The following is a 12,224-nucleotide window of genomic DNA, read 5'->3' on the forward strand; positions in this document are numbered from 1 at the left end:
GCCGGCAGCTGGGCTGGTGCCGGAGGCCGGACTCGAACCGGCACGGTGTCGCCACCGGCAGATTTTGAATCTGCTGCGTCTACCTATTTCGCCACTCCGGCCCGTGGACGGAAAATTATGGCACATTCACGCCACCGGCCCCCGCGGGGCCGGCGCGCCGATCCTGTCGACCTCCTGCTGCCGTCGCGATGAGTCGTTCCACGAAACAGCCTGTCCGCCGCCGCGCCCCGCGCCGCTACCCCACGATCGAGGATGCCATCGGCCACACGCCGCTGGTGGCGCTGCAGCGCATCGGCGAGCCGGACAACCGCGCGCGCGGCAACGTCGTGCTGGGCAAGCTGGAGGGCAACAACCCGGCCGGCTCGGTCAAGGACCGCCCGGCGCTGTCGATGATCCGTCGCGCCGAGGAGCGCGGCGAGATCCGCCCCGGCGACACGCTGATCGAGGCCACCAGCGGCAACACCGGCATCGCGCTGGCGATGGCGGCGGCCATCCGCGGCTACCGCATGGTGCTGATCATGCCGGAGGATCTCTCGATCGAGCGGGCGCAGACGATGAAGGCGTTCGGCGCCGAGCTGATCCTCACGCCCAGGAGCGGCGGCATGGAGTACGCGCGTGACCTGGCGGAGAAGATGCAGCGCGAGGGCAAGGGCAAGGTGCTGGACCAGTTCGCCAACCCGGACAACCCGCGCATCCACTACGAGACCACCGGCCCCGAGATCTGGCAGCAGACCGGCGGGCGCATCACGCACTTCGTCAGCGCGATGGGCACCACCGGCACCATCACGGGGGTGAGCCGCTTCCTGAAGGAGAAGAACCCGGCGATCCGCGTGATCGGCGCGCAGCCCAGCGAAGGCTCGCGCATCCCCGGCATCCGCAAGTGGCCGCCGGAGTACCTGCCGAAGATCTACGACCCCTCGGGCGTGGACGAGCTGGTCTACGTCAGCCAGGCGGATGCCGAGGCGATGTGCCGCCGCCTGGCGCGCGAGGAGGGGATCTTCGCCGGCATCTCGGCCGCCGGGGCGTGCTGGGTGGCGCAGAGAATCGCGGCGCAGGTGGAAAACGCCACCATCGTCTTCATCGTCTGCGACCGCGGCGACCGCTACCTGTCCACCGGAGTGTTTCCGGCCTGAGCACCCGTGGCGGCGGCCGGTGGCCGGTCAAACCGGCAGCCGTCTCGGGGTTTTGCCCAAGGCGCGGACCACGAGCGGGTGGCTCACCGTACAATGGACGCTTCCACAGGCGAACCGATGACCATGCAGATCGACCGTGAACTGGACGCGCGCGGGCTGAACTGCCCGCTGCCCATCCTGAAGGCCAAGAAGGCGCTGGCGGAGATGACCAGCGGCCAGGTGCTCAAGGTGATCGCCACCGACGCGGGCTCGGTGCGCGACTTCCAGGCCTTCGCCCGTCAGACCGGCAACGAGCTGCTGCACCAGGAATCGAACGGCGGCGAGCACATCTCGATCCTGAAGCGGCGCTGAACCGGCCACCGCGTCCGGCCGGGCGCCGTGACGGACGGGCCGCCCCGGCCGCGTCTGACTGTGGCCGGCCCGCGGCCGCCGCCAAGGCCCACGCCCAAGCCCCCGCTCGCGGGGGCTTTGCCTTTGGACGAGAGCCGCCGCGCCCTCCGGAGAGGGCGCCGCGCAGGCCGGCGCCCGTCAGCCCAACCGCGCGCGCTGGGCCTGCACCTTGGCCAGCGTGGCGGAAAAGTCCGCCAGCCGCTGGCGCTCCTGCTCGATGACCGCCGCCGGCGCCTTGGCGACGAAGGCTTCGTTGGCGAGTTTGCCCTGTGCCTTGGCGATCTCGCCCTGCAGGCGCGCGATCTCCTTGTCCAGGCGGGCGCGCTCGGCGGCCACGTCGATCTCGATGAACAGGCACAGGCGCGCCTCGCCGACCACCGCCACCGGCGCGGCCTGCGCGGCGGCGGCCCAGGCGGCCTCGTCATCGAACAGACGCACCTCGCTGAGCTTGGCCAGTGCCTGCAGCACCGGCGCCCAGCGGCGCAGGAAGTCGGCCTCGCCGACGGCGTACAGCGGCAGCCGCTGGGCGGGCGAGACGCCCATCTCGCCGCGCAGGCGGCGGCACGCCTCCACCACCGCCTGCAGGCGCGCCACCTCGGCTTCGGCGCGCTCGTCGATGCGCTGCGGCTGCGCCTCGGGGTAGGGCGCCAGCATCACCGACGGGCCGGCGCGTCCGGCCACCGGCGCCACCTTCTGCCACAGCTCCTCGGTGATGAACGGGATGATCGGGTGCGCCAGCCGCAGGATCGTTTCCAGCGTGCGGATCAGCGTGCGCCGGGTGGCGCGGCGCTGCGCCTCGTCGCCGGTCTGCAGCTGCACCTTGGCGATCTCCAGGTACCAGTCGCAGAACTCGTCCCAGACGTAGGCGTAGATGGCGTTGGCCACCAGATCGAGCCGGTAGTCCGCGAACGCCTGCGCGATGGCCTGCTCGACGCGCTGCAGGCGCGAGACGATCCAGCGGTCCGCGGCCGAAAAGCTCAGGTAGCCGTGGAACGGGCCGCCGGGGGCGCACTGCTCCTTGGTGTGCTCCGCGAGCCCGCAGTCGTGGCCCTCGCAGTGCATCAGCACGAAGCGCGTGGCGTTCCAGAGCTTGTTGCAGAAGTTGCGGTAGCCCTCGCAGCGCTTGCTGTCGAAGTTGATGCTGCGCCCGAGCGAGGCCAGCGCCGCGAACGTGAAGCGCAGCGCGTCGGCCCCGTAGGCCGGGATACCGTTGGGGAACTCCTTTTCGGTGGCCTTGCGGATCGCGGGCGCCAGCTCCGGCTTGCGCAGGCCGGTGGTGCGCTTGTCCAGCAGCGCCGGCAGGTCGATGCCGTCGATCAGGTCCACCGGGTCGAGCACGTTGCCCTCGGACTTGCTCATCTTGCGGCCCTGCGCGTCGCGCACCAGGCCGTGGATGTAGACGTGGCGGAACGGCACCCGGCCGGTGAAGTGGGTGGTCATCATGATCATGCGCGCCACCCAGAAGAAGATGATGTCGTAGCCGGTCACCAGCACGGTGCTGGGCAGGTAGAGGTCGTAGTCGCTCATGGCGCCGGGGGTGCCCGAGCCCTCCGCGGCCTCGGGCCAGCCCAGCGTCGAGAACGGCACCAGGGCGCTGGAGTACCAGGTGTCCAGCACGTCCGGGTCGCGCTTCAGACCCGCTTCCAGCAGCGGGGCGCGCTGCTCGGGCCCCAGGTGGGCGACGTAGGCCTCGAACTGCGCGCGCGCCTCGGCCTCGCTGCGCGCGACGTAGACGTTGCCCTCGGCGTCGTACCAGGCCGGAATCTGGTGGCCCCACCAGAGCTGGCGGCTGATGCACCAGTCCTGGATGTTGGCCATCCACTGGTTGTAGGTGTTGACCCAGTTTTCCGGCACGAAGCGCACCTGGCCGCTGGCCACGGCGTCGATGGCCTTCTGCGCGATGCTCTTGCCGGTGGGGTCCTGCGGGCTGATCTTGGTCATCGCGACGAACCACTGGTCGGTCAGCATCGGCTCGACGATCTGGCCGGTGCGCGCGCAGCGCGGCACCATCAGGCGGTGCTTTCGCACCTCCACCAGCAGCCCGGCGGCGCGCAGGTCCTCGACGATGCGGCGGCGCGCCTCGAAGCGGTCCAGCCCGCGGTAGGCGGCCGGGGCCTGGTCGTTGACGGTGGCGTCCAGGTGGAAGATGTTGATCAGCGGCAGCTGGTGGCGCTGGCCGACGGCGTAGTCGTTGGGGTCATGCGCCGGCGTGACCTTGACCACCCCGGTGCCGAAGGCCGGATCGACGTAGGCGTCGGCGATGACGGGGATCTCGCGCTCGCACAGCGGCAGCCGCACGCGCTGGCCGATCAGGTGGCGGTAGCGTTCGTCTTCCGGGTGCACCATCACCGCCACGTCGCCCAGCATCGTCTCGGGGCGGGTGGTGGCCACCACCAGCTGCCCCTCGCCGCTGGCCAGCGGATAGGCGATCAGCCACAGGAAGCCGTCCTCCTCCTCGCTTTCCACCTCCAGGTCCGACACCGCGCTCATCAGCACCGGGTCCCAGTTGACCAGGCGCTTGCCGCGGTAGATCAGGCCCTGCTCGTACAGCCGCACGAAGGTCTCGGTGACGACCTTGGAGAGCCGCTCGTCCATCGTGAAGTACTCGCGGCTCCAGTCCACGCTGTCGCCCATGCGGCGCATCTGCTGCGTGATGGTGCTGCCGCTCCTTTCCTTCCATTCCCAGACGCGGGCGACGAAGTTCCTGCGCGCCTCTTCCGGCGTGGCGCCGAGGCCATGGCGCGTGCGGCCTTCCTGCTGCAACTGGCGCTCCACCACGATCTGCGTGGCGATGCCGGCGTGGTCGGTGCCCGGTATCCAGACCGTGTTGAAGCCGCGCATGCGGTGGTAGCGCGTGAGTGCGTCCATGATGGTCTGGTTGAACGCGTGCCCCATGTGCAGCGTGCCGGTGACGTTGGGCGGCGGCAGCTGGATCGCGAACGCCGGGGCGCCGGGCTGCGGTGCCCCCGTGCCGCGGTGGCCGGCACGGCCGTAGCCGCGCGCCTCCCACTCGGGGCCCCAGCGCCGCTCGACGGCGGCGGGTTCGAACGACTTGGACAGGCTCTGCAGGCCCGGTTGCTCGACGGGTTCGGACATGGGGATGGCTCGCTTGGCGGAAACGACGGCGTGCGTGCGCCGGGACGGGGCGCGCAGCGCCGCCCGGCGACCGGAAAAGCTCCGATTGTAGGAGGCGGGGCGACGGTGCCACGGCCGAGACGCACCGATTGAGGGCGTCAATGGCGGGCATTGACGCCGACCGCTGGACAGCCGGCGCCGAGGTGGCTAAGGTTGTCGTGGTCCGCCATGACCGCCGACGAGGTGGCGTGGTGGCGTCCGTCCCAACCACCCTCAGACAGGAGAGACGACCATGCCGCAACTCAAGGGTTCGAAGACCGAGCAGTGCCTGAAGGACGCCTTCGCGGGCGAATCGATGGCCAACCGTCGCTACCTCTACTTCGCCAACAAGGCCGACGTGGAGGGCCAGAACGACGTGGCGGCGCTGTTCCGCTCCACCGCCGAGGGCGAGACTGGCCACGCGCACGGCCACCTGGAGTTCCTGGAGCAGGCCGGCGACCCGGCCACCGGCATGCCGATCGGCACCACGCGCCAGAACCTGGAGTCGGCCATCGCCGGCGAGACGCACGAGTACACCGACATGTACCCGGGCATGGCCAAGATCGCGCGCGAGGAAGGCTTCGACGAGATCGCCGACTGGTTCGAGACGCTGGCCAAGGCCGAGCGCTCGCACGCCAACCGCTACGCCAAGGCGCTGGCCGAGCTGGTCGACTGACCCGTACCGGATCGGCCTGCCCACGGCGGCCCCGCACGGGGCCGCCCGCGCCGCCGCGTGGCCCCCGGCCCGCACGGCGGCGACCCCGGACCGACAACAAGGGGCGCCCGCGCCCGGCGTGCGCGGCGCGGCCCGACATGAGGCGAGGAGACCGACGATGGCCCGCGAAGGCAACCTGGAAGCCCCCACGCGCCACCCGCTGGACTGGCGCAACCCCGACTTCTACGACGAGGCCAAGTGCTTCGCGGAGCTGGAGCGCATCTTCGAGATCTGCCACGGCTGCCGCCGCTGCGTCAGCCTGTGCCAGGCGTTTCCGACCCTGTTCGACCTGATCGACGAGGGCAAGACCGGCGAGCTCGACGGCGTGGCCAAGGCCGACTACTGGAAGGTGGTCGACCAGTGCTACATGTGCGACCTCTGCTACATGACCAAGTGCCCGTACACGCCGCCGCACGAGTGGAACCTGGACTTCCCGCACACGATGCTGCGCGCCAAGGCCATCAAGTTCCGCAAGGGCGAGGTCAAGGCGGCGGAGAAGTTTCTCGCCTCCACCGACGTGCACGGCAGCCTGGCCGGCATCCCGGTGGTGGTGCAGGCGGTCAACGCCGTCAACCGCACCAGGCCCGCGCGCGCGCTGATGGAAAGCGTGCTGGGCGTGCACCGCGACGCCTGGATGCCCGAGCTGGCCGCGCGGACGCTGCGCCGTGCCGCGCCCGAGGCGCGCGCCGCGCAGGTGGTCGACGGCGAGCGCACGCCGGGCAAGGTGGCGATCTTCGCCACCTGCTACGTCAACTACAACGAGCCCGGCATCGGGCTCGATCTGCTGGCGATCCTCGAGCACAACGGCATCCCGTACACGCTGGTGGAAAAGGAGCGCTGCTGCGGCATGCCCAAGCTGGAGCTCGGCGACCTGGCGTCGGTGGCCGCGGCCAAGGAGGCCAACATCCCGGTGCTGGCGCGCTACGCGCGCGACGGCTACGCCATCCTGTCGGCGGTGCCGAGCTGCACGCTGATGTTCAAGCAGGAGATCCCGCTGATGTTCCCGGACGACCCGGACGTGCAGCTCGTCAAGGAGGCGATGTGGGACCCGTTCGAGTACTTCAGCGCCCGCCGGCGCGACGGGCTGCTGCGCACCGACTTCCAGCGCGGCCTGGGCAAGGTCAGCTATCAGGTGCCGTGCCACAGCCGCGTGCAGAACATGGGGCGCAAGACCGAGGAGATCCTCAAGCTCATCCCCGACACCGAGGTGCAGACGCTGGAGCGCTGCAGCGGCCACGCCGGCACCTACGGCGTCAAGAAGGCCACCCACCCGGTGGCGATGAAGATCGGCAAGCCGGTGTTCAAGAGCATGGCGCAGCACAAGGGCGGCGGCGCGCCGGACGTGATCGGCTCCGACTGCCCCTTGGGCGGCCATCACATCGCGCAGGGCTTCGAGGTCAACCAGCTCGGCGCACCCAGGCTGATGCATCCGCTGACCATGCTGGCCACCGCCTACGGCCTGAAGGACGCCTGATTCCCCGTTCATACGCGAGCGACCATGATCACCACGATGCAACTGACCGGCAAGATCACGCGCGAGACGCTGATGCCGCTGGAGGCCTACGCCAAGTGGCGCAAGGCGCACAAGGGCGAGGTGATCGCGCACCGCAGGCTGCGTACCGTGCACCTGGGCGAGCACGTCACCGTGCAGTTCGAGAGCGAGCTGTCGATGCGCTACCAGATCCAGGAGATGCTGCGCATCGAGAAGATCTTCGAGGAAGAGGGCATCCAGGACGAGATCGACGCCTACGCCCCGCTGGTGCCGGACGGCACCAACTGGAAGGCGACGATGATGATCGAGTACCCGGATGTCAACGAGCGCCGGCGCGAGCTGGCGCGCCTGATCGGCATCGAGGACCGCATGTTCGTCGAGGTCGAGGGACACGGCCGCGTCTACGCCATCGCCGACGAGGACCTGGACCGCGAGACGCCCGACAAGACCTCGGCGGTGCACTTCCTGCGCTTCGAGTTCACGCCGGCGATGCGCGCGGCGATCAAGGCCGGCGCCGCGGTCAAGCTCGGCTGCGACCACACCCACTACCCGGCGCACGTGACGATCGCGCCGGAGACGCTGGCCAGCCTCGCGGGGGATCTGGCGGACTGATCCGGCGCCGCTATCATCGCGGCCCGGAGGCTGCGCACCGATGCTGTTCATCCTATCCCCCGCCAAGGCGCTGGATTACGAGACGCCGCCCACCACGACGGTGGCCACCCAGCCGCTGTTCGTCGAGCAGGCCGCCGAGCTGATCGCCATCCTGCGGCAGAAGTCGCCGCAGGAGGTGGCCGCGCTGATGGACCTGAGCGACGCGCTGGCGCAGCTCAACGTGGCGCGCTACCAGGCGTGGCAGCCGGAGTTCGGCCCGCACAACAGCAAGCAGGCCATCCTGGCCTTCAACGGCGACGTCTACGAGGGGCTGGACGCGCGCAGCCTGGGGCCGGACGACCTCGACTGGCTGCAGCGCCACGTGTGCATCCTGAGCGGCCTCTATGGCGTGCTGCGGCCGCTGGACTGGATGCAGCCGTACCGGCTGGAGATGGGCACGCGCTTGAGCACGCCGCGCGGACGCAACCTGTACCAGTTCTGGGGCCCGCGCATCGCCGAGTACCTGTCGCAGCGCGCCGCCGAGGACGACGGTCTCGTCGTCAACCTCGCCAGCGAGGAGTACTTCAAGGCCGTCGATCCGAAGGCGCTGCGCGCGCGCGTCGTCACCTGCGTGTTCGAGGAGCGGCGCGGCAGCGGCTACAAGGTCATCAGCTTCCTGGCCAAGCGCGCGCGCGGCCTGATGACGCGCTGGGCCGCACTGCACCGCGCCGCCGACGTCGAGACGCTGCAAGGCTTCGACAGCGAGGGCTACCGCTTCGTGCCGGAGGTCTCCACGCCCGAGCGGCTGGTGTTCCGGCGCGACCAGCGCGGCTGAAAGCGGCGCGCCGCGCGCTACACTGCGGCGCGATGAGCCAGACCATCACCCCGGAATTGCGCGCCTGGATCGTGCAGCAGGCGCAGGCCGGCTGCACGCCGGAGTCGGTACTGGCGGCGATGCGCCGCGCCGGCTGGGACGAGGATGTGGCGCTGGCGGCGATGGAGGAGACGCTGCAGGCGCACGTGGCGGCACTGCCGTCGGCGCCACCCGCGCCGCCGCGGCCCTTCCTCGATCTGGAGGGCTCGCCGCGCGCGCTGGACGCCGGCGACCGCATCGTGCCGGTCATCGCCACGCTGCGCCGGCCGCGCCTGGCGGTGCTGGCCAACGTGCTGTCGGAGGAGGAGTGCGAGGCGCTGATCGCACTGGCCGAGCCGCGCCTGCGCCGCTCGCGCACGGTGCAGACGAGCACCGGTGGCGAGGAGCTCAACGCCGACCGCACCAGCGATGGCATGTTCTTCCGCCGTGGCGAAACGCCGCTGATCCAGCGCATCGAGGCGCGGCTGAGCCGCCTGGTGCACTGGCCGGTGGAAAACGGCGAGGGTCTGCAGGTGCTGCGCTACCGCCCCGGGGCGCAGTACAAGCCGCACTACGATTACTTCGATCCGGCCGCGCCGGGCACGGCGCGCATCACCGCGCGCGGCGGCCAGCGCGTGGCCACGCTGGTGATGTACCTCAACGAGCCGGCGCGCGGCGGGGCCACGACCTTTCCGGACGTCGGACTGGAGGTGCTGCCGCAGCGCGGCTGCGCGGTGTTCTTCGCCTACGACCGGCCCGATCCGGCGACGCTGACGCTGCACGGCGGCGCACCGGTGCTGGAGGGGGAAAAATGGGTCGCCACCAAGTGGCTGCGCGAAGGCGAGTTCACGCCGTGAGCCCGGACCGGTGAATCGGATGAGCGAACCGACCGCAACGTCAGCGGCAGGCGCGCGGCTGCAGGACACGCCGCTGGGCCGCGCGAGTGCCTGCCCCGACCGCTACGACCCGGGCCTGCTGTGCCCGCTGCCGCGCGCGGCGTCTCGGGTGGAGTGGGGCTGCGCAGGGCCGCTCCCCTTCACCGGTGCCGACGTCTGGACCGCGTACGAGGTGAGCTGGCTGAACCCGCGCGGCAAGCCGCAGGTGGCCATCGCGCAGTTCACGGTGCCGGCCGAATCGCCCAACCTGATCGAGAGCAAGTCGCTCAAGCTCTACCTCAACGGGCTCAACCACGCGCGTTTCGCCAGCGCCGAGGAGGTGCGCGCGCGGCTGCGCGCCGACCTCGCGGAGGCGCTGTGGCGTGGCAGCGGGCAGCCGCCCGGTACCGTGGGCGTGCGCCTGTGGGGGCCGCAGGAGTGGGGCGGTGCGGCGCTGCACGCGGCGCTGCCGGGGCTGAGCCTGGATCGGCTCGACGTCGACTGCGACGACGACGGACCGCAGCCGGCATGGCTGCGCGCCGAGGCCGCCCAGCCGCCGGTGCAGGAGGTGCTGACCACCGACCTGTTCCGCAGCCTGTGCCCGGTCACCGGCCAGCCGGACTGGGCCAGTGTGCAGATCGCCTACACCGGTGCGCCGATCGACCAGGAGGGGCTGCTGCGCTACCTGGTGGGCTTTCGCCGCCACGGCGGTTTTCACGAGCAGTGCGTCGAGCGCATCTTCGTCGATCTGTGGCAGCGCTGCCGGCCGGTGCGGCTGGCGGTGCTGGCGCGCTTCACGCGCCGCGGCGGGCTGGACATCAACCCCTGGCGCACCAGCCATCCGCAGCCGCTGCCGCCGGCGCTGCGGCTGGCACGCCAGTGAGGGGCGCCGCGCTGCCCAAAAAAGCGGCAGTCCGGCGCCAAGGCTTGGGGCGGCGCGCTTGGCCGGCGTCTTCCCCGGCTTGTGCACAGGCTGATCCACAGCCGCCGGGGACAACCCGCCGCCCGGCTCAGCCCGGCTGGCCGGTCAGCAGCCGCTGCACCAGCTCCACCGTGCTGCGCGCGCCGACCTTGCGCATCAGGCGCGCGCGGTGCACCTCCACCGTGCGCGGGCTGATGCCGAGCTGGCGCGCGGCCTGCTTGGCGGTGCAGCCCTTCAGCAGCAGCGCGGCCACCTCGCGCTCGCGCGCCGTCAGCCCCGGCTGCACCGGGCGGCTGGCCGACAGGTCCTCGAAGCTCCAGATGCCGGCGGCGTGCGGGTCGGCGCGGTCCAGCGCGCGGCCCATCACGTGACACCAGAACAGCTGGCCGGCCTGCGGGCCGCCGACGCGGCGCATCAGGCGCTCGTCGGCGTAGGTGCCGCAGGCGTTGAGGATCGGCGCGATGCGCTCGCCGATGCGCTCGAACTCGGCGGCGCTGGGGTAGAGGACGCGAAAGCTCTGGCCGACCAGTTCGGCGCGCGTAGTGCCGAACATCTGGCACAGCGCCTCGTTGCAGTCCACGATCACCCGGTGGCGCGACAGCGCCAGCCCTACCGGGGCCAGCTCGAAGGCCAGCCGGTAGTCGTCCAGCGCGGGCGTCGGGGCGGGGGGCATCGCGGCCTCGGGGTTGTCCGGTACGCCATCCTACGTACACGAATGCGGTGTATCGTAAGCGCTCTCGTTCCCACCATCGCACAGGAGCAAGCATGAACAAGGTCTACCCCAGCGCCAAGGCGGCCCTCGAGGGGGTGGTGCGTGACGGTCAGCTCATCGCCGTGGGCGGCTTCGGTCTGTGCGGCATCCCCGAGGCCCTGATCGACGCGCTGCGCGACAGCGGCGTCAAGAACCTGACGGTGATCTCCAACAACGCCGGCGTCGACGGCTTCGGCCTCGGCAAGCTGCTGGAGACGCGCCAGATCAAGAAGATGATTTCCAGCTACGTCGGCGAGAACAAGGAGTTCGAGCGCCAGTACCTGGCCGGCGAGCTGGAGATCGAGTTCACGCCGCAGGGCACGCTGGCGGAGAAGCTGCGTGCCGGCGGCGCGGGCATCCCGGCGTTCTTCACCAAGACCGGCGTGGGCACCATCGTCGCCGAGGGCAAGGAACACCGCGAATTCAACGGCGAGACCTACATCCTGGAGCACGCGCTGTTTCCGGAGGTGGCGCTGATCAAGGCCGACGTGGCCGACCTGGCCGGCAACCTGCGCTTCCGGCTGACGGCGCGCAACTTCAATCCGGCCGTGGCGATGGCGGGCAAGATCTGCATCGCCGAGGTCGAACGCATCGTGCCCACCGGCGCCATCGAGCCGGACGACGTGCACCTGCCGGGCATCTACGTGCACCGCATCGTGCACAACCCCACCCCAGAGAAGCGCATCGAGCGCCGCACCACGCGCGAGCGCAAGGTCTGACCCGCCACCGAGCAAGGAGAACCCACCATGCCCTGGACGCACGACGAGATGGCCGCCCGCGCGGCCCAAGAGTTGCAGGATGGCTTCTACGTCAACCTCGGCATCGGCCTGCCGACGCTGGTGGCCAACCACGTGCCGGATCACGTCGAGGTCTGGCTGCAGAGTGAGAACGGACTGCTCGGCATCGGCCCGTTTCCGTACGAGGACGAGGTCGACCCGGACCTGATCAACGCCGGCAAGCAGACCATCACGACCATCAAGGGCTCGGCCACCTTCGGCAGCCACGACAGCTTCGCGATGATCCGCGGCGGCAAGATCAACCTGTCGATCCTCGGCGCGATGCAGGTCACGCACAAGGGCGACTTGGCCAACTGGATGATCCCGGGCAAGATGGTCAAGGGCATGGGCGGCGCGATGGACCTGGTGGCCGGCGTGCCGCGCGTGATCGTGCTGATGGAGCACGTGGCGCGCAAGAAGGACGGCACCGAGGACCTGAAGATCCTGCCCGAGTGCACGCTGCCGCTGACCGGCAAGGGCGTGGTGGACCGCATCATCACCGATCTGGGCGTGATGGACGTCACGCCCGAGGGGCTCAAGCTCGTGGAGCTGGCCCCCGGCGTGACGCGCGAGTTCATCCAGAGCAAGACCGGCGTGCCGCTGCTGTGACGC

At 70.5% G+C, this 12,224-nt stretch carries 12 protein-coding genes and 1 tRNA gene; 10 read left to right on the forward strand and 3 right to left on the reverse strand.

All coding sequences use genetic code 11. The features are described from left to right. Nucleotides 1-14: 14 nt before the first annotated feature. Nucleotides 15-101: transfer RNA gene (locus Tsedi_RS04850), tRNA-Leu, on the reverse strand. Nucleotides 102-188: 87 nt separating this feature from the next. Between Tsedi_RS04850 and cysM the strand changes: the two genes are divergently transcribed. Next, a complete protein-coding gene (gene cysM, locus Tsedi_RS04855) occupies nucleotides 189-1,133 on the forward strand; it encodes a cysteine synthase CysM (protein ID WP_143894172.1) in 945 nt (314 codons plus the stop codon). 123 nt (nucleotides 1,134-1,256) lie between these two features. Further along, entirely contained in the window at nucleotides 1,257-1,484 is a 228-nt protein-coding gene (locus Tsedi_RS04860) for a sulfurtransferase TusA family protein (protein ID WP_143894313.1), read from the forward strand. 177 nt (nucleotides 1,485-1,661) lie between these two features. Here Tsedi_RS04860 and Tsedi_RS04865 read toward each other — a convergent pair whose 3' ends face one another. Continuing rightward, nucleotides 1,662-4,619: a valine--tRNA ligase gene (locus Tsedi_RS04865; RefSeq protein WP_143894174.1), complete on the reverse strand. Its 2,958-nt coding sequence runs from the start codon at nucleotides 4,617-4,619 to the stop codon at nucleotides 1,662-1,664. A 271-nt stretch (nucleotides 4,620-4,890) separates the two neighbouring features. On the opposite strand from Tsedi_RS04865, the gene Tsedi_RS04870 reads away from it, so the two are divergent. The 6 genes from Tsedi_RS04870 (at nucleotide 4,891) to queF (ending at nucleotide 10,046) form a co-directional block, all read left to right on the forward strand. Further along, nucleotides 4,891-5,313 (forward strand): rubrerythrin family protein, encoded by a 423-nt coding sequence (locus Tsedi_RS04870; RefSeq protein WP_143894177.1) that lies wholly within the window; start codon nucleotides 4,891-4,893, stop codon nucleotides 5,311-5,313. 157 nt (nucleotides 5,314-5,470) lie between these two features. Beyond that, nucleotides 5,471-6,826: a (Fe-S)-binding protein gene (locus Tsedi_RS04875; RefSeq protein WP_143894179.1), complete on the forward strand. Its 1,356-nt coding sequence runs from the start codon at nucleotides 5,471-5,473 to the stop codon at nucleotides 6,824-6,826. 36 nt (nucleotides 6,827-6,862) lie between these two features. Then, on the forward strand, nucleotides 6,863-7,456 hold the full coding sequence (locus tag Tsedi_RS04880; RefSeq protein WP_143894315.1) for a DUF3501 family protein: 594 nt from the start codon (nucleotides 6,863-6,865) through the stop codon (nucleotides 7,454-7,456). A 40-nt stretch (nucleotides 7,457-7,496) separates the two neighbouring features. After that, complete coding sequence (gene yaaA / locus Tsedi_RS04885) at nucleotides 7,497-8,270, forward strand: peroxide stress protein YaaA (RefSeq protein ID WP_143894181.1); 774 nt, start codon at nucleotides 7,497-7,499, stop codon at nucleotides 8,268-8,270. Between the two features lie 32 nt (nucleotides 8,271-8,302). Then, entirely contained in the window at nucleotides 8,303-9,145 is an 843-nt protein-coding gene (locus Tsedi_RS04890; RefSeq protein WP_143894183.1) for a 2OG-Fe(II) oxygenase, read from the forward strand. Between the two features lie 19 nt (nucleotides 9,146-9,164). Continuing rightward, nucleotides 9,165-10,046 carry an NADPH-dependent 7-cyano-7-deazaguanine reductase QueF gene (gene queF, locus Tsedi_RS04895; protein ID WP_143894185.1) on the forward strand — a complete coding sequence of 294 codons (882 nt, stop codon included), beginning with the start codon at nucleotides 9,165-9,167 and terminating at the stop codon, nucleotides 10,044-10,046. Between the two features lie 127 nt (nucleotides 10,047-10,173). Here the strand turns inward: queF and Tsedi_RS04900 are convergent, their stop codons facing one another. Beyond that, complete coding sequence (locus Tsedi_RS04900) at nucleotides 10,174-10,758, reverse strand: PAS and helix-turn-helix domain-containing protein (protein ID WP_246099184.1); 585 nt, start codon at nucleotides 10,756-10,758, stop codon at nucleotides 10,174-10,176. A gap of 92 nt (nucleotides 10,759-10,850) precedes the next feature. Between Tsedi_RS04900 and Tsedi_RS04905 the strand changes: the two genes are divergently transcribed. Further along, on the forward strand, nucleotides 10,851-11,555 hold the full coding sequence (locus tag Tsedi_RS04905) for a CoA transferase subunit A (RefSeq protein ID WP_143894187.1): 705 nt from the start codon (nucleotides 10,851-10,853) through the stop codon (nucleotides 11,553-11,555). Between the two features lie 27 nt (nucleotides 11,556-11,582). Next, complete coding sequence (locus Tsedi_RS04910; RefSeq protein WP_143894189.1) at nucleotides 11,583-12,221, forward strand: 3-oxoacid CoA-transferase subunit B; 639 nt, start codon at nucleotides 11,583-11,585, stop codon at nucleotides 12,219-12,221. Nucleotides 12,222-12,224: the final 3 nt, after the last annotated feature.

This window comes from Tepidimonas sediminis (genome assembly GCF_007556605.1).
Classification (GTDB): domain Bacteria; phylum Pseudomonadota; class Gammaproteobacteria; order Burkholderiales; family Burkholderiaceae_C; genus Tepidimonas; species Tepidimonas sediminis.